Annotated in this window: 15 protein-coding genes; 7 read left to right on the top strand and 8 right to left on the bottom strand. The window is 68.8% G+C overall.

Annotation, left to right across the window (positions count from 1 at the left end):
• Positions 1-29: 29 nt before the first annotated feature.
• Positions 30-1,460: an MFS transporter gene (locus G6N23_RS11425; protein WP_085262357.1), complete on the top strand. Its 1,431-nt coding sequence runs from the start codon at positions 30-32 to the stop codon at positions 1,458-1,460.
• Between the two features lie 185 nt (positions 1,461-1,645).
• On the opposite strand, the gene G6N23_RS11420 is transcribed toward G6N23_RS11425, so the two are convergent.
• Positions 1,646-3,172 (bottom strand): glycosyltransferase family 39 protein, encoded by a 1,527-nt coding sequence (locus G6N23_RS11420; protein WP_234808704.1) that lies wholly within the window; start codon positions 3,170-3,172, stop codon positions 1,646-1,648.
• A gap of 269 nt (positions 3,173-3,441) precedes the next feature.
• On the opposite strand from G6N23_RS11420, the gene G6N23_RS11415 reads away from it, so the two are divergent.
• Entirely contained in the window at positions 3,442-3,888 is a 447-nt protein-coding gene (locus G6N23_RS11415; protein WP_085262326.1) for a universal stress protein, read from the top strand.
• An 8-nt stretch (positions 3,889-3,896) separates the two neighbouring features.
• Here G6N23_RS11415 and G6N23_RS11410 read toward each other — a convergent pair whose 3' ends face one another.
• A complete protein-coding gene (locus G6N23_RS11410) occupies positions 3,897-4,583 on the bottom strand; it encodes an MBL fold metallo-hydrolase (RefSeq protein WP_085262325.1) in 687 nt (228 codons plus the stop codon).
• A gap of 57 nt (positions 4,584-4,640) precedes the next feature.
• On the opposite strand from G6N23_RS11410, the gene uvrA reads away from it, so the two are divergent.
• Entirely contained in the window at positions 4,641-7,547 is a 2,907-nt protein-coding gene (gene uvrA, locus G6N23_RS11405) for an excinuclease ABC subunit UvrA (protein WP_085262324.1), read from the top strand.
• Between the two features lie 13 nt (positions 7,548-7,560).
• Here the strand turns inward: uvrA and G6N23_RS11400 are convergent, their stop codons facing one another.
• A complete protein-coding gene (locus G6N23_RS11400; RefSeq protein ID WP_234808703.1) occupies positions 7,561-8,202 on the bottom strand; it encodes a TetR/AcrR family transcriptional regulator in 642 nt (213 codons plus the stop codon).
• A gap of 131 nt (positions 8,203-8,333) precedes the next feature.
• Here G6N23_RS11400 and G6N23_RS11395 point away from each other — a divergent pair, with 131 nt between their 5' ends.
• Entirely contained in the window at positions 8,334-9,089 is a 756-nt protein-coding gene (locus G6N23_RS11395; RefSeq protein ID WP_085262323.1) for a hypothetical protein, read from the top strand.
• Positions 9,090-9,102: 13 nt separating this feature from the next.
• Here G6N23_RS11395 and G6N23_RS11390 read toward each other — a convergent pair whose 3' ends face one another.
• Genes G6N23_RS11390 through lysX form a run of 5 tightly spaced genes read right to left on the bottom strand, consistent with a single transcriptional unit; the run spans position 9,103 to position 15,689 of the window.
• Complete coding sequence (locus G6N23_RS11390) at positions 9,103-10,278, bottom strand: winged helix DNA-binding domain-containing protein (protein WP_085262322.1); 1,176 nt, start codon at positions 10,276-10,278, stop codon at positions 9,103-9,105.
• Between the two features lie 3 nt (positions 10,279-10,281).
• A complete protein-coding gene (locus G6N23_RS11385; protein WP_085262355.1) occupies positions 10,282-10,521 on the bottom strand; it encodes a KH domain-containing protein in 240 nt (79 codons plus the stop codon).
• Positions 10,522-10,531: 10 nt separating this feature from the next.
• Positions 10,532-10,945, bottom strand: coding sequence for a DUF6653 family protein (locus G6N23_RS11380; RefSeq protein WP_234808702.1), 414 nt, complete (start codon positions 10,943-10,945; stop codon positions 10,532-10,534).
• An 8-nt stretch (positions 10,946-10,953) separates the two neighbouring features.
• Complete coding sequence (locus G6N23_RS11375) at positions 10,954-12,288, bottom strand: alpha/beta hydrolase (protein WP_085262354.1); 1,335 nt, start codon at positions 12,286-12,288, stop codon at positions 10,954-10,956.
• A gap of 59 nt (positions 12,289-12,347) precedes the next feature.
• A complete protein-coding gene (gene lysX, locus G6N23_RS11370; RefSeq protein ID WP_085262320.1) occupies positions 12,348-15,689 on the bottom strand; it encodes a bifunctional lysylphosphatidylglycerol synthetase/lysine--tRNA ligase LysX in 3,342 nt (1,113 codons plus the stop codon).
• A gap of 317 nt (positions 15,690-16,006) precedes the next feature.
• Here lysX and infC point away from each other — a divergent pair, with 317 nt between their 5' ends.
• From infC to rplT, 3 genes are read left to right on the top strand one after another with little or no spacing between them, the layout of a single operon-like run.
• Positions 16,007-16,693, top strand: coding sequence for a translation initiation factor IF-3 (infC, locus tag G6N23_RS11365; RefSeq protein WP_085262353.1), 687 nt, complete (start codon positions 16,007-16,009; stop codon positions 16,691-16,693).
• A gap of 24 nt (positions 16,694-16,717) precedes the next feature.
• A complete protein-coding gene (gene rpmI, locus G6N23_RS11360; RefSeq protein ID WP_085262319.1) occupies positions 16,718-16,912 on the top strand; it encodes a 50S ribosomal protein L35 in 195 nt (64 codons plus the stop codon).
• 55 nt (positions 16,913-16,967) lie between these two features.
• The gene (gene rplT, locus G6N23_RS11355) at positions 16,968-17,357 is read left to right on the top strand and encodes a 50S ribosomal protein L20 (RefSeq protein WP_085262318.1); all 390 of its coding nucleotides are present in this window, start codon (positions 16,968-16,970) and stop codon (positions 17,355-17,357) included.
• The last annotated feature ends 9 nt before the right edge of the window (positions 17,358-17,366 follow it).

Here is a 17,366-nt window from a genome sequence, read left to right as displayed (position 1 = left end):
TCCGTGATTGACTGCAAGCGGTGGTGGACCTGACTGAAGCGGTGACAACCGACTCCGCTGTGAACACTGGCAGCTGGCGCGAGCTGCTCGGAAGGCGCTACCTGGGCACCTCGGCCGTGCTGGCCGGGGGTGTGGCCCTCTACGCCACCAACGAGTTCCTGACGATCAGCCTGCTGCCCAGCACCGTCAGGGACATCGGCGGTGAGCGGTTCTACGCCTGGGTGACCACCTTGTACCTGGTCGGATCGGTGATCGCCGCGGCCGCGGCCAACGCGGTGCTGGTCCGCATCGGTTCGCGATCGTCCTACCTGCTGGGCCTGCTGGCGTTCGGCGTCGGCGGCGTGGTGTGCGCAATGGCGCCCCACATGGAGATCCTGCTGGTCGGCCGCACCCTGCAGGGCATGGGCGGTGGACTGTTGGCCGGTCTGGGTTATGCGCTGATCAACGCCGTCCTACCCAGCTGGCTGTGGACGCGGGCGTCGGGGCTGGTCTCGGCGATGTGGGGCGTCGGCACCCTGGTCGGGCCCGCGGCCGGCGGCTTGTTCGCCCAGTTCGGCCTATGGCGGTGGGCATTCGGTGTGATGGTGGTGCTGACCGGGGTGATGGCCGCGGCGGTGACCGTGGTGCTGGCGGCCGGGCGCGGCAGCCACCACGGCGAACCGATGAAGATCCCGGTGCGCTCGCTGCTGTTGCTCGGTGCCGCCGCGCTGGCGGTCAGCGTCGCGCAGTTGCCGAAGACTCTGATCGGCGCCGCCAGCCTGCTAATCGCCGGCGGGGTGCTGCTGGCGGTGTTCCTGGTGCTGGACTGGCGCTCGTCGACCGCGGTTCTGCCGCCCAGCGCGTTCCACCCGGGCCGGGAGAAGTGGATCTACGTAACGCTGGGCCTGCTGATGGCCACTACCAAGGCCAACCTGTATATCCCGCTGCTGGGTCAGCGGCTGGCCCACCTGCCGCCGGTGATGGCCGGATTCCTGGGCGCCGCCCTGTCGACCGGCTGGACGTTCAGCGAGATCGCCAGCGCCTCGGTGAGTAAGGTGCGGGTGGTTATCGGGCTGGTGATCAGCGCGCCACTGGTGATGTCGGCCGGTCTGGCGGTGGTCGCGTTCACCCGGATGAACCACTACAACCCGACTGCGGTAGGCGCGATCTGGGCGCTGGCCCTGCTGGTCGTCGGCATCGGCGTCGGCGCGGGCTGGCCGCACCTGTCGGCATGGGCGATGAGCTGCGTCGACGACCCCGCCGAGGGCGGAACGGCCGCGGCGGCCATCAACACCGTGGCCCTGATCGGTGGGGCGTTCGGTGCGGGCTTCGCCGGCCTGGTGGTCAACACCGCCATCAGCACCGGCCTGCCGGCGGCCCGCTGGCTGTTCGCGACCTTCGCCGTCCTGGCCGCCCTGGGGTGCGTGGTGGCCTATCGGGCCAGCCGCGGCACCGGCGCCCTGGTCAGCGCCCACGGCTGACGGGTCGCTGGGCTTATGCAGCGGTCCCAGCTTCGGCTCTCCTTCGTCGAGCCTCGCTGAACCGCTGGGTTTATGCAGCGGTCCCAGCTTCGGCTCTCCTTCGTCGAGCCTCGCTGAACCGCTGGGTTTATGCAGCGGTCCCAGCTTCGGCTCTCCTCCGTCGAGCCTCGCTGAACCGCTGGGCTTCACCGGGTGGCTCTGATCACCTGGGAGAAGGTGAACTGCCAGCGTTCGACGACGTGGAAACCCAGCTGGCGCAGCACCCGGCCGTCGGGGGTGCGGGCGAACCGCTTGCCCACCGGCAGCATCGCGGCGACCTGATGGGCCGGCAGCGAGCGATCGTGATCGGTGATCGTCCAGATCGTCGGGCAACCGGCCAGCTGATCGGTCAGCGCTTCAACTCCCAGGTGGCCGTCCCAGAGCCGGCCCAGGGTCTGCCGGCGTGGCCCCAGGCCGGGGTCGGTCAGCTTCGCGAATGCCTCGGGACGCGCGGCGGTCAGCGCCCGGATCGGGCCGGGTAGCCACCGGGTGGTGTTGTCGATGAGCAGGCAGTCCCCGGGCCGGGCGTGCGCGTCGATCACATCGGCCACCGCACTGTAGTCCCAGCCCTTTTCTTTGGTGTAGCGATCACGTTGATTGACAACGTAATTGGGCGCCGCCGCGAGCACCAGGCAGGTCACCACGCCGATCACCGCCCGGCGTGACCCGGCGATCATGCTGACGGCGACGGCCAGGACGATCGCCATCGCCGGCGCCGTGCTGATCAGATAGCGCGGGTAGTAGACGGGTTTGACCATCGCCGAATAGGCCACGGTGGCCACGGTGGGGATGACCAGCCAGGCGGTGCAGAGGATGAGCAGCTGTCGCACCTCGCCGGCGGGCCCCGGGCGTGCCCCGGTTCGGACGGCGATGACCGCGCCGGCGGTCAGCAGCCAGGCCAGGACGGCGAACGGCACGCTCTTGTCGAAGAACTGCTGCTGCGCGATCTCGACGACGGTGGCGAGGTTCAGCGGGTGAATCCAGGCCACCTGCCGGATCTGGTTCTGGGTGAATACCAGAAACGGGGCCAGCACCACCAGCGCGGTGCCGGCCGCGGTCGCCCACCGCCGCCGCACCGCGGATCCGCGGCCCGATACGACCACCGGGTGCACCGCCACCATGAGCACCGTGAAGATGTTCAGCACCGTCGACGCCACCACCGCCGCGCCGTAACCCACCCAAAGCGGCCCGGTGTTGCGCCGCGCCGCCGCGACACACAGCACGGTGAGCCAGACCGCGGCCGCGGCCGCGAACGCGTAGGGGCGGGCCTCGACCCCGGCCCAGGTGACCCGCGGCAGCACGGCGTACAGCGCGCCCGCGCACACCGCCAGCCGCCGGCCGGCGAACTGACGGCACAGCACCACCACTCCGGCGGCGGCCACGCCGACCGCCAGGCAGCTCGGCACCCGCGACCAGAACTCGGTGGCGGGGAAGACGGCGAACCAGCCGTGCATGAATAGGTAGTACAGGCCGTGCACCGCGTCGATATGGCCCAGCAGGTGCCACAGTTCGGACAGCGAGCGATGCGTCGACGCCGAGATCGTGGCCGCCTCGTCGAACCACATCGACGGTCGGCTCGCGCCGATCCCACTGATCAGCGTCGCCACCACGGCGATCACCACCGCATCCGGGGGCGTGCGCCGACGGCGTGGGGGAGCCGCTGCCGTGCTCACCGGGGCTCGGGTCAGTACCTGGCTCAACGGCGTGCCCGATTCGCTGGGAGGAGGGTGATCAAATTCTCACGCTACCGCTCAGCGCGCCGTGTCAGCTACGTCACGAGCGCCGCGAAACCGGTTTCGGAGCCGGTCAGGGCGGAAGTGTGGGCAGCGACGCAGGCGACATGTGACGCCAATCGCCCCCATCGGGGCCGCTGACGCGTTAGTGTCGCCATGGCTTAGAACATGGCAACGAGCAAGGCAACTTTTCACCGAGAGGGTTACGGATGAGCGGCTACAAGACGGTGGTGGTCGGTACGGACGGCTCGGATTCTTCGCTGCGTGCCGTCGACCGGGCCGGTCACCTGGCGTCTGGGGAGGGCGCGAAGGTAGTCATCGCCACCGCCTACCTGCCGCACGAGGACGACCCGCGGGCGGTCGACATTCTCAAGGACGAGAGCTACAAGGCCTCGGGCAACGCTCCGATCTACGCCATCCTCAAGGAGGCCAAGGAGCGCGCTGTCGCCGCCGGGGCCAACGAGGTGGAGGAGCGCGCCGTCGTCGGCGCGCCGGTCGACGCCCTGGTGGAACTGGCGGAGTCGGTCAAGGCCGACTTGCTGGTGGTCGGCAACGTCGGGCTGAGCACGATCGCCGGGCGGCTGCTCGGGTCGGTGCCGGCCAACGTGTCGCGGCGCGCCAAGGTCGACGTGCTGATCGTGCACACCACCGGCTGACCGGGAGTTCACCAACCCCGTTCGCGCCACTCGGACAGATGCGGGCGCTCGGTTCCCAGCGTGGTGTCGTCACCATGGCCGGGGTAGACCACGGTGTCGTCACCGAACCGGTCGAACACCTTGCGGCTCACATCGCCGAGCAGCCGCTCGAAATCCCCGGGCTGCCAAGTCTTTCCGACACCACCCGGGAACAGGCAGTCCCCGGTGAACAACTGCGTCACACCGCCGGTGGCCGCGCCGTCCAGGGCCAGCGCCACCGAGCCCTCGGTGTGGCCCTGCAGGTGGATCACGTCGAAGCTCAGGTCGCCGACGGTCACGGTGTCGCCGTCGGCGAGCAGCCGGTCGGGGGTCACCGGCAGCGGCTCGGCGTCCAGCGCGTGCGCCGCGGTCGGCGCCCCGGTCGCCGCGGCGAGCGACTCCAGCGCCTGCCAGTGGTCGAAGTGCTGGTGGGAGGTCACGATCAGCGCCACCTGCGGCGCGTGGTCGCGCACCAGCGCCAGCAGGTTCTCGGCGTCGTTGGCCGCGTCGATCAGCAACGTCTTGCCGGTGTTGGTGCAGGTCACCAGGTAGGCGTTGTTGTCCATCGGGCCCACCGACGTCTTGATGATCGAGGCCCCCGGCAGGGTGCGGCGGGCCGCGGTCCCGGGTTCGACGTGCCCGGTGTAGCTGTCGTCAACGGCGATCTCAGGCGTCATGGGAGCTACGGTACTGGCCCTGAGCTGCGTGTCGGTAGCGCCACCTAGCATGGACGGGTGGCTGACCGGCTGATCATCAAGGGCGCGCGTGAACACAACCTGCGCGGTGTGGACCTGGACCTGCCACGCGATGCGCTGATCGTGTTCACCGGGCTGTCCGGGTCGGGTAAATCCTCGCTGGCCTTCGACACGATCTTCGCCGAGGGCCAGCGCCGCTACGTCGAGTCGTTGTCGGCCTACGCCCGGCAGTTCCTGGGCCAGATGGACAAGCCCGACGTCGACTTCATCGAGGGCCTGTCGCCGGCGGTGTCGATCGATCAGAAGTCGACCAACCGCAACCCGCGTTCGACGGTCGGCACCATCACCGAGGTGTATGACTACCTGCGGCTGCTGTATGCCCGCGCCGGCACGCCGCACTGCCCGGTCTGTGGCGAGCGCATCGCCCGCCAGACCCCGCAGCAGATCGTCGATCAGGTGCTGGCCATGGATGAGGGCCTGCGTTTTCAGGTGCTCGCCCCGGTGGTGCGCACCCGCAAGGGTGAGTTCGCCGACCTGTTCGAGAAGCTGAACACGCAGGGCTACAGCCGGGTCCGGGTCGACGGCGTGGTGCACTCGCTGATCGATCCGCCCAAGCTCAAGAAGCAGGAGAAACACGACGTCGACGTCGTGGTGGACCGGTTGACGGTCAAGGAGTCGGCCAAGCAGCGGCTCACCGACTCGATCGAGACGGCGCTGGGCCTGGCAGACGGCATCGTGGTGCTGGAGTTCGTCGACCGCGATGACGACCACCCGCACCGTGAGCAGCGGTTCTCCGAGAAGCTGGCCTGCCCCAACGGTCACCCGCTGGCGGTCGACGACCTGGAGCCGCGGTCGTTCTCGTTCAACTCGCCTTACGGGGCCTGCCCGGAGTGCGCCGGGCTGGGCATCCGCAAGGAGGTCGACGCCGACCTGGTGGTGCCCGACCCGGACCGCACCCTGGCCGAGGGCGCGGTGGCCCCGTGGTCGATGGGTCCCACCAGCGAGTACTTCACCCGGATGATGGCCAGCCTCGGTGCGGCGATGGGCTTCGACGTCGACACCCCCTGGCGAAAGCTGCCGGCCAAGGCCCGCAGGGCGATCCTGGAGGGCTCCGACGAGCAGGTCCACGTGCGTTACCGCAACCGCTACGGCCGAACCCGCTCCTACTACACCGATTTCGAAGGTGTGATGGCGTTCCTGCAGCGCAAGATGGAGCAGACCGAGTCCGAGCAGATGAAAGAACGCTACGCCGGCTTCATGCGCGACGTGCCGTGCCCGGAATGCGCCGGCACCCGGCTCAAGCCGGAGATCCTCGCGGTGACGCTGGCCGCCGGAGACTACGGCAGCAAATCCATTGCGCAGGTGAGTGATCTGTCGATCGCGGATTGCTCCGATTTCCTCAACGCGTTGACCCTGGGCACGCGGGAGCAGGCCATCGCCGGCCAGGTGCTCAAAGAGATCCAGTCGCGGCTGAGTTTTCTGCTTGACGTCGGGCTGGAGTACCTGAGTCTGTCGCGGGCGGCCGGAACGCTGTCCGGCGGTGAGGCGCAACGCATCCGGCTGGCCACCCAGATCGGCTCGGGCCTGGTCGGGGTGCTCTACGTGCTCGACGAGCCGTCGATCGGGCTGCACCAGCGCGACAACCGCCGGCTGATCGAAACCCTGGTGCGGCTGCGCGACCTGGGCAACACCCTGATCGTGGTGGAACACGATCTGGACACCATCGCCCACGCCGACTGGATCGTCGACATCGGACCGGCGGCCGGGGAGCACGGCGGGCGGATCGTGCACAGCGGGCCTTACGCCGAATTGCTGGCCAACACCGACTCGATCACCGGGGCCTATCTGTCCGGCGCGAAAAGCATTGCGGTACCGCAGATTCGCCGCCCGGTGGACCACCGCCGCCAGCTCGGGGTGGTCGGTGCCCGCGAACACAACCTGGCCGGTGTGGACGTGGCGTTCCCGCTCGGCGTGCTCACCGCGGTGACCGGAGTGTCCGGATCGGGCAAGTCGACGCTGGTCAACGACATCCTGGCGTCGGTGCTGGCCAACAAGCTCAACGGCGCCCGGTTGGTGCCCGGCCGGCACACCCGGATCACCGGCCTGGATCACCTGGACAAGCTGGTGCGGGTCGACCAGTCACCGATCGGGCGCACCCCGCGGTCCAACCCGGCCACCTACACCGGGGTGTTCGACAAGATCCGCACCCTGTTCGCCGCCACCACCGAGGCCAAGGTGCGTGGCTATCTGCCGGGCCGGTTCTCGTTCAACGTCAAGGGCGGCCGCTGTGAGGCGTGCACCGGTGACGGCACCATCAAGATCGAGATGAACTTCCTGCCGGATGTCTACGTACCCTGCGAGGTCTGTCACGGCGCCCGCTACAACCGGGAGACGCTGGAGGTGCACTACAAGGGCAAGACCATCGCCGAGGTGCTCGACATGTCGATCGAGGAGGCGGCGGAGTTCTTCGAACCGATCACCGGCATACACCGCTACCTGCGCACCCTGGTCGATGTCGGCCTCGGCTACGTGCGGCTCGGCCAGCCCGCGCCGACGCTGTCCGGCGGTGAGGCGCAGCGGGTGAAGCTGGCCTCGGAGTTGCAGAAGCGCTCCACCGGGCGGACGGTCTACATCCTCGATGAGCCCACCACCGGCCTGCATTTCGAGGACATCGCCAAATTGCTGGGCGTCATCAACGGCCTTGTCGACAAGGGCAATACGGTGATCGTCATCGAACACAACCTGGATGTGATCAAGACCGCGGACTGGATCATCGACATGGGTCCCGAAGGTGGGGCCGGAGGCGGGACGGTGGTTGCCGCCGGCACACCCGAGGATGTGGTGGCGGTGCCGGAGAGCTACACCGGCAAGTTCCTCGCCGAAATCCTCGGTGCGCCGGCCAAACCCGCCAAAGCCACCAAGCGCCGCCGCAAGGCCAGCGCGTAGGGTCCGTGTTCGGCTACGCCGGCTCAGCGCCGAGGCTGACTCGCAGGTGCCGCACGACAGCGTCGGCAACAGCCTCTATCGGCTCCACCTTGCCGGCGGAGACCCAGTCGGTGAGCCAGATCTGCAAGGCCGAGATGACCAGTGCCGCAGCGATTCGCGGCGGCAGGTGGGTGATCTGACCAGCTTGCACCGCGACCTCCGCGGCTCGGGTGATCATGTCCATACCTGTTCGCCATGCTGCCCGTTGACCCCCGCGGCCCAATTCGGCGGAAGCCGAGGCCCAGCTCAGGCCCTCATTGATGTGCAGCTGCAGAAAATGGGGATGTGCTGCGAAGAACTCAACCTCGGCACGCGCTCCGACCAGGATCGCCTCCAGCGGGGAGTCGATTTCGTCGGTGCGTACCCGCACGGCGGCAACGAACTCCTGCATGCGCGCGGCGTTGAGGGCATCCCAGATCTCGTCTTTGCCGCCGAAGTACTTGTAGACCGTCGCCAGTGACACCCCGGCGGTCTTGGCGATGTCGCTCACCCGTGCGTCGGCGAAGCCGGTGCGACTGAACTCGTACTCGGCTGCCGCCACGATCTGCTGTTGGTACATGGCCCTGCGTGCGTCGGCCAGGTCGGCGACCGGCGGCGTGGATCGGTTCGTTCCCATGGCCGCCACCTGCTCTCCATCGACCGTTGGCTGAGTGTCCACGAGGTGCTACGGTGCCACAGTAATCATGATTCTGTTTAGCAGAGTCACGATTACTGCGGGTATTCGATTGGGACGGGAGAGGGGCGCCGATGGCGACCGCAGAGCTGAGCCGGGAAAACTCTCCGCAGATTTCGGTGACACTTCCGCGATCGCGCGGACTGCGCATCGTGTGGATCGTGGCGTTCGGCTCGCTGGCCCTGGCGTTCCCGATATACAGCTACTTGGCATTTCACAGCGGTGTCGACCGTTCCTTCATCGCCGATGCCATGGTCGTGCACGTGACCGCTGCCTACTTCCTGGGCATCTTTGCGGCGTTCCTGCCGATACCGTCGCTTCGGACCTGGACCCGATCTCAACGCCTGCAGGCGGTCGTTCTGCCGTTCGTGATCTGCTCCTACGCAACGCATCTGACCTGGGAGCTCGGCTGGCTGATACTGCACAAGGCCATCGCCGGGGCCCGCGATGCGGTGTGGGCGTATCCCTGGTGGAACTACATCGACGGCGGCGACCTGCGCTATCTGCACGCCGAACCCAACTTCTTGATGATCGAGGTGCTGTCGGTGCTCAACGCCTGCGTAGGCGTCACCGGACTCGTCCTGCTGTTTCGGTCCACGTTCACCGACTACCGCGGAACCCTGCTGGTGATGTCGACGGCCGTCACGCACACCGTCCTGACCTGGTATTACTACGGCACTGAGATCATCGCCGGCTTCCCGTCGACCAACACCGACAGCTTCATGGATCTGGGCGTCAAGTTCATCCTGCTGAACGGCCCGTGGTTGATCGCACCCTGGCTGGTACTGGCCTGGGGGTACGCGATGCTCAAGAAGCAGTTCACCGCTTAGCGAAGGTACGCCGTCAAAGCGGTGCCGCCTTCGCCAGCGGCGACGGAAACCGCGGCGACACCCGCACCCCGTCCAGCCAGTCGGTGAGCTGGCGGGCCCGCTTGTCCAGCGCCTGGCGCGCCGGGCGGCCGGGCTCCTCCAGCAGCTGCAACTCGACCCGCCCGGCGGCGTTCTGATACCAACCGCCCACAATCCGGCCGTTCCACCACACCGTGGGCCCGGCGTTGCCGCTGCGGTCGAACAGTTGGCCGCGATGCTCGCCGAGATACCAGTCGCGGTGATACCAGCCCATCGTGGTGACGTCGAGGCCCGGCAGCAGCGCGCCCCACGGCTCGGGCTCGGGTTCGGGCTCCAGATCGTCGGCCAGCGCATAGCCGGGCGTGCCGTGCAGGTCGACGTCGACGGCGCCGATCTCGCTCAACGTCTTTTTGACCTCGGTCTTGGTGGAGCCGAACCACCACTTGATGTCCTCGGCGGTGGCCGGGCCGAACGCGCGTAGCCAGGTGCCGATCAGCTGGGTCTGCGCCGGCTCGGAGGTCATCGGGTCGCCCGGCTCGCCGAGCCAGTCTGCGGCGTTCGCCCAGCGCGGCCGCGACGACGTCCAGTTTCCGTCGTTGGGGCCTCGCACGATGTCGCCCTGTGCGCCGAGCACGGTCAGCGCCCGCGGGGCCAGGTGCGTCTGCCCGCCGTAGGACTTGCCGGGTGCGGGATCGTAGGTTCCGGCCAGCTCCGGTAGGGCCGCCCGCAGCTCGGTGCTGCTGGTCGGGCCGTGCTCATCGAGGTGCGCCAGCACCGCGGCGCAGGCCCGGGTCAGCCAGTGCTCGCCGTCATCGGCCACACCCGCCTTGGCGACATCGGCGATCAGCCGGCGCCGCTCGGTGTCCGCCACCTTGTCGCTGGCCGCGGCCTGCACGGCGGGAAGATCGGCGGGATCGAACAGCCATAGCGTGCGGCGCATCGCCAGATGCTTGACCAGCGAACGCTTTTCATACAGGGCGTTGTCCAGGTCGGCCACCGCGAACTCCGGGCGCCGCGCCCACAGCGACAGATACGGGGTGGCGGGATCGGTGGCGTGTAGCCCGACCATTCTTGCCGCGATCCGGGTTATCGGCTCATCGGCGGTGTCGGCGGCAAGAAAATGTCTGCGCGCCAAACGGTTTCGCCGTTCGGCGATGGTGAAGGACCGCACCGCTCAGTGCTCGCCCTGGTGCATCGATCTGCGGATCTGCTCCAACCGGTCGGCGGCCGCGCGTTGCCTGTCCTCGTACTGCTGCTCCACGCCGCGGCCCTCCGGCGTCTCGGAATCCAGCTCCTGCGCGCCGACCGAGGTCTCAAAGCGGCGCTCGATCTTCTCGCGCACCGACTCGAAGGTCGGCACGCCCGCGTCGTCGAAACCGGGATCGCCCTGCGGGTCGGTCGGATCCTCACCCATGCTCGCCACGTTACCGGCGCCGTTCGAAATAGCGGACCATCAATTCCCAGTAGCCCATGGTCAGCGTCATCGCCACCGCCGTCGCGACCACCGTCGGCAGCAACCGCCGGCGTCGCGCGGTGACCAGGGCCGTGGCGGTCGCGGCGGCACCGGCCAGGTTCACCAGCAGGGCGGCGTCTCGCGGCCGGTCGGTGACCCACTGTTCCTCGCCGAGCATCGCACGGGTCGACCAGGCCGCCTGATCGGCGGGCACACCGAAGATCACCGGGTTCAGCGCGAACCAGGCCGACACCCACGCCGCATCGCGCCAGGACCGCCGCCATACCGGCACCAGGATCAGCGGTGTCGTCGCCCAGCGGGTCCAGGCGCTCCACGGGTTGGCGTGCCGGGCGAACACGGCGCGGCGGATACCGGCGAGCGTCATCGAGCGGATCATCGGCTCGGCGGGTGGACGTGGCGGGCCGGTGCCGGGCCGGCCTCGGACGATGCGGCCGGGAACGGAACCGCTTGCACCTCCGGGGTGCTCAGTCGGGCGGCCAGCCACGGCAGCGCATCCGCGAACACCTTCCCGGCGAACGGCCAGTCATGCTGGCCCGGTTCGGTGACCACGGCGCAGTCGATGCCATGGGCGCGCCCCAGCGTGCACAGCGTCTTGGCGGCGACGAATTGACCTCCGGGGTCGGACCCGATAGCGCTGCCGTTGACCGCGAACCACCCCGAAACCCCGGAGTATCGGCCGTGTTTGGCGATCACCATCGACGGGTCGAACGCCGCCCAGGCGTCGAGGTTGCCGCCGAAAAGCCGCGAGACGGTCTGGGATCGGGTTCCCGCGTTGGGGCCGAGGTCGCCGGCGATGTCGACGAAGGCACTGAACTTCTCGGGGTGCATCGCGGTCAAATCGACTGCGCAGGTGCCTCCCATGGACCAGCCGACGACGCCCCACTGCGACGGTTCGGAGCTCACGCCGAAGTGCGAGATCACATAGGGCACGACGTCTTCGGTCAGGTGGTCGGCGGCGTTACCGCGGGAGCCGTTGACGCATTCGGTGTCGTTGTTGAAGGAGCCGCCCGAGTCGACGAACACCAGCACCGGTGCGTTGCCGTGGTGCGCGGCCGCGAACTCGTCGACGGTCTGGATCGCGCCCCCGGAGCGCAGCCAGTCGGCGGGCGTGTTGAATTCGCCGCCGATCATCATCACGGCCGGCAGCGCCGGCGGTGGGCGCTGGGTGAACCACGCCGGCGGCAGGTACACCAGTTCGCCACGATGCTTGAAATGCGAGGCGTCGGAGGGAATCGTCACGTGCAGCACCTGGCCGTGCCCGGGCGGCGTGCCGGACCCGGCTGTCGCGTTCGCCGCGGCCATGTCGCTCTGATCGGGTAGCGGCCCGGAAGTCAGGGCGCCCCATGCGCTCTGCACGGTCGGGAAATAGCCGACCCAGGAGTTGAGCGTCAATCCCGCGCTGGTCAGACACAGCGGCACCGCCAGCACGGATATGCCGCGGCGCCACCACGGCGCACCTCGCCAACCCAGGACCAGCAGCGCCGCGGCGGCGCCGGTCAGCGCGATCCACACCCACAGTGTTGTCGGTGGCGGCTGGCCGGACAGGCCGTCGTCGGCGACAAACCAGTACGCGCACGCCGCCGTCGCCAGCCCCGAGGCGCCGATCAGCAGGAGCCGCAGCAGCCGGTGGCGGGATCGGCCGGCCACGGCCAGCACCAGCGCCAACACCGCCGCGGCCTGCACCGTGACCGGGATCCAGCCGTGCATCAGCGAGGTGTGTTCGCCACTCGCCAGAATCACCCCTCCATGATGGACCGGAATTCCGGTCAGCGCGGTTTGGCCAGCGGGAACGGCAGGGTGTCGCGGATGCTGTGGCCGGTGATGAGCATCACGACCCGGTCGACGCCCATCCCGAGGCCGCCGGTCGGGGCCATCGCGTACTCCATGGCCTGCAGGAAGTCCTCGTCGAGTTCCATGGCCTCGACATCGCCGCCGGCGGCCAGCAGCGACTGTTGATGCAGCCGGCGACGCTGTTCCACCGGGTCGGTGAGCTCGCTGTAGGCGGTGCCCAGTTCGACACCCCAGGCCACCAGATCCCACCGCTCGGCCACCCCCGGCTTGCAGCGGTGCGGCCGGGTCAGTGGCGACACCGAGGTGGGGAAGTCGGTGTAGAAGGTGGGCCGCTCGGTGCGGGCCTCCACCAGATGCTCGTAGAGCTCGAGCACCACCGCCCCGGCATCCCACTGCCGCAGGAAGTGCACGCCCACGCCGTCGCACAACCGCCGCAGCGTGCCCAGGTCGGTGTCGGCGTCGATCTGCTCGCCGAGGGCCTCCGAGACTGCGTCGTGCACGGTGCGCACCGGCCACGGCCCGGAGATGTCCACCGCTTCCCACCGGCCGTCGGCGCATGGCCGCATCACCACCGGCGCGCCGTGGGCCGCCACCGCGGCGTTCTGGATCAGCTCGCGCGCCCCGTCGATCCAGGTGCGGTAGTCGGCGTGGGCCTGGTACGCCTCGAGCAGGGTGAACTCCGGGTTGTGGCTGAAGTCGACGCCTTCGTTGCGAAACGCCCGGCCCAGCTCGAACACCCGCTCCACCCCGCCCACGCACAATCGCTTGAGGTAGAGCTCCGGCGCGATCCGCAGGTAGAGGTCGAGGTCGTAGGCGTTGATGTGGGTGACGAACGGGCGGGCGTTGGCCCCGCCGTGCAACTGCTGCAGGATCGGAGTCTCGACCTCCAGGAATCCCTTGGCGAACAACGTGTCCCGGATCGAGCGCAACACATTGCTGCGGGCCGCGATGAGCTCCCGGGCTTGCGTGTTGATTGCCAGGTCCACATAGCGGGTCCGCACCCGGGCCTCGGGATCGGTCAGGCCCTTCCACTTGTCGGGCAGCGGGCGCAGGCACTTGCCGACCAGCCGCCAGTGCGTCACCAACAGTGACGGCGTCCCGTTGCGGCTGTGGCCCATCTGGCCGGTCGCCTCGATCAGGTCGCCCAGATCGACCGTCGAGCCGAAGTCCGCGGCCCGTGCCTCGCCGACTGCGGCCAGAACCGAATTGTCCAGCAGCAGCTGGACTTCACCCGACCAGTCGCGCAACTGGGCGAACAGTACGCCGCCGTAGTCGCGCATCCGCAGCACCCGCCCGGCCACCGAGACGGTCTCCTCGGCGCCGCCCTGCAACGCCTGGGCGATGGTGTGACCGGGCGGGCGGCCCACCGGGTAGGCATCAATGCCGCTGTCCTGCAACGATTTCAGCTTGGCCATCCGAACCCGGACCTGTTCGGGAAGCCGGGGGAGCGTCGCGTCGGATTCGGGTGCGTCGGCCGCGGTGGCCGCGGCGTCGGGGGCGCTGCCGTCGGCGTGCAGCCGTCCGGTGGCCGCCACCGCCGCCGGCACCGACGAATGGTGTCCGGTGTGCTGTTCGTTGCGCCGGGAGAACGGCAGCACCAGAAAACCTTCGGCGATCACCGAGGCGACCCCGACCCGGGGGATCAGCCGGGTGTCCTCGTAGCAGGCGTAACGCGGCACCCAGTCGGGCTGGTATTTCATGTTCGAGCGGTACAGCGTCTCCAATTGCCACCAGCGTGAGAAAAACATCAGCAGCCGGCGCCACGCCCGCAGCACCGGGCCGGCCCCCAGCTGGGCGCCCTGCTCGAACGCCGCCCGGAACATCGCGAAGTTCAGCGAGATGCGGCTGACGCCAATGGTGGCGGCCTGCAGCGCCAGTTCGCTGACCATCAACTCGATGGTGCCGTTGGGGGATTGCGGGGATCGGCGCATCAGATCCAGCGATACCCCGCTGCGCCCCCACGGCACCAGCGACAGCATCGCCAGCACTTCGCCGTTGGGTGAGCCGGTTCGCGGGTCGCCGCGCACCGCCTCGACCAGCAGGCAGTCGGCGTCGGCGGGGTCACCCAGCCGGCCCAGCGCCATCGAGAAGCCGCGCTCGGTTTCGGTGTCGCGCCAGGCGTCGGCGCGCTCGATCACCCGGGCCATCTCGTCGGCGCCGATGTCGCCGTGCCGGCGCATCCGCACCGTCAGCCCCGACCGGCGGGCCCGGGTCACCGCTTGGCGCACCGCACGCATGTCCGGTCCGGACAGCTTGAACTCCGAGGCTCGCAGGATCGCCTCGTCACCGAGCTCCAGGGCACTCAGGCCGGCCTCCCGAAAGGCTTGCGCACCGGCGAAGCTGGCGCCCATGACGCCGGGCGCCCAGCCGTATTCCTGGCAGATGTGCAGCCAGGAGTTGATGGCCTGCGGCCAAGCCCGCGGGTCGCCGACCGGGTCGCCGCTGGCCAGGCAGACGCCCACCTCGACTCGGTAGGTGATGGCGGCGCGCCCGTTGGGGGCGAACACCACCGACTTGTCGCGGCGGGTGGCGAAGTAACCCAGCGAGTCGTTCTGCCCGTACTGTTCGAGCAGCCCGCGGATCGCCGACTCGTCCTGGCCGGTCAGGGCGTTGTCGGCGCGCTGGGACAAGAACAGCACGATCGCGGCGATGATCAGGGCCAGCGCCCCGAGCAGCCCGCACAGTGCTTTGAGCCCGAAGTCGGGCTTGCCCGGGAAGAAATCCGGTTCCAGCAGGGCGAAGCCGACCACCCGGTTCACCACGTACGGCAGCCGCCACGGCCGCTCGACGCTCCCGGGGAACAGCTCGATGAGCCCCCAGCACAGCAGGATCGCCACCGCCCAGCCCGCGGCCAGGGCCGTCGCGGACTTGAGCAGGGCGCCGCGGCGGACCTTGGCCCAGAACTCGCCGCGGGCCAGGAGCAGCACCGCCAGGGCGGCGGCGTGCAGGGCCAGGCCGGCGGCGCCGCTGATGATTTGCAGCCGGTCCGCGCTGCCCGACACCAGCCGGCTGACGTTCCAGCCGCCGGCGACCAGCAGGTTGGCGATCAGCAGCCACCAGGCGATGCGCTTGCGGGCGCTGAGCGCCGCGGCCAGCAGTCCCAGCACGAACGTCCAGGCCAGGCTGGTGTCAGGGAAGTTGAACAGGTATTTGTCGATGAACTCCCGGGGCACCCGGATGACCCAGCGGATCACCGGGGACATGCTCGCCAGCAGCGACAACGTGGCGGCGGTGCCGACGGCCCAGGCGGCTGCCGCGGGCACCCAGTGCAAGCGCGAGGTCGAGCGGCTGCGCGAGCGCGGCACTGTCAGGGTCATAGCCCGCGAGAATAAGCAGTCAAACCGGGAAAAGGGTGTGAGGCCCGCCCGGGGCCGAACCGCCCGGCTGGAGGAATGCGGAACTGCTGCTAGACTGTGTGCCGCGACCGTCCCGGCGTAAGCCAGGACAGCAAGTGGAGTTCCCTCCCACCACTAGCCGAGGAGCAATCCGTAGGCGAAGTGGTCCGGTCGCAGGCGGTGCGAACCGCCTGCTCTGCGCACCGCGCAGGCGGCCCGATGGTATCGGAGCCGCGATCGGTCGGTATCGGGCCCTGCTTCGTGCAGGGCTTTTTTGCTGGTGGGTGGTTTCAGCGCCGCTGCGTCCGGACGAGCACTGCGGCGGCCGCGACCGAAAGACTACCCAGGGAGGTCCCATCAGCACTGAGATCCGCGTCAACGAGCGCATTCGCGTACCTGAGGTCCGTTTGATCGGCCCGGGAGGGGAGCAGGTAGGCATCGTGCGCATCGAAGATGCGCTTCGCGTCGCCGCGGATGCCGATCTCGACCTTGTCGAAGTAGCCCCGACCGCCAAACCGCCGGTTTGCAAGATCATGGACTACGGCAAGTACAAGTACGAGGCGGCCCAAAAGGAGCGCGAGTCTCGCAAGAACCAGCAGCAGACCGTCGTCAAGGAACAGAAGCTGCGCCCCAAGATCGACGACCACGACTACGCGACGAAGAAGGGCCATGTGGTCCGCTTCCTCGAAGCCGGGGCGAAGGTCAAGGTGACGATCATGTTCCGCGGACGCGAGCAGTCCCGGCCCGAACTGGGCTACCGGCTGTTGCAGCGACTGGGCGCCGACGTCGCCGAGTACGGATTCGTCGAGACCTCCGCCAAGCAGGACGGGCGCAACATGACGATGGTGCTGGCACCGCACCGCGGCGCGAAAACCCGGGCCAAGGCGGCAGAGGATGCCGGCGGAGGCGCGGTTAAACCCGCAGCCGCACCCGCACCCGCCCAGGAGACCCCGGCGGACGCGGCCGAGCCCACACCCGATAACTGACCCCGACACCAGAACTGAGGAAACATGCCCAAGGCGAAAACCCACAGTGGCGCCGCAAAGCGGTTCCGTCGCACCGGCACCGGCAAGATCATGCGGCAGAAGGCCAACCGTCGCCACCTGCTCGAGCACAAGCCGAGCACCCGCACGCGCCGGCTGGCCGGGCGCACCGAGGTGGCTCCCAGCGACACCAAGCGCGTCAACGCGATGCTCAACGGCTGACAGCCGCTCCGAGCAACGCCAATCCTTTACGTCCCAACGAGAGTAGGAACACCCCATGGCACGCGTGAAACGGGCAGTCAATGCCCAGAAGAAGCGTCGCACCATCCTGAAGGCCTCGAAAGGCTACCGTGGCCAGCGGTCGCGGCTGTACCGCAAGGCCAAAGAGCAGCAGCTGCATTCGCTGACCTACGCCTACCGTGACCGTCGTGCCCGCAAGGGTGACTTCCGCAAGCTGTGGATCACCCGGATCAACGCGGCGGCCCGCGCCAACGGCGTCACCTACAACCGGCTGATCCAGGGTCTCAAGGCCGCCGGTGTCGAGGTGGACCGCAAGAACCTCGCCGAGATCGCCGTCAGCGACGCGGACGCGTTCACCGCGCTGGTCGAGGTCGCCAAGGCCGCGCTGCCCGAGGATGTCAACGCGCCTTCCGGCGAGGCCGCCTGACACCTGCGC

It is taken from the genome of Mycolicibacter terrae (genome assembly GCF_010727125.1).
Taxonomy (GTDB): domain Bacteria; phylum Actinomycetota; class Actinomycetes; order Mycobacteriales; family Mycobacteriaceae; genus Mycobacterium; species Mycobacterium terrae.
The sequence above is the reverse complement of the archived record's forward strand: the minus strand, read 5'-3'. Positions and strand labels throughout refer to the sequence as shown.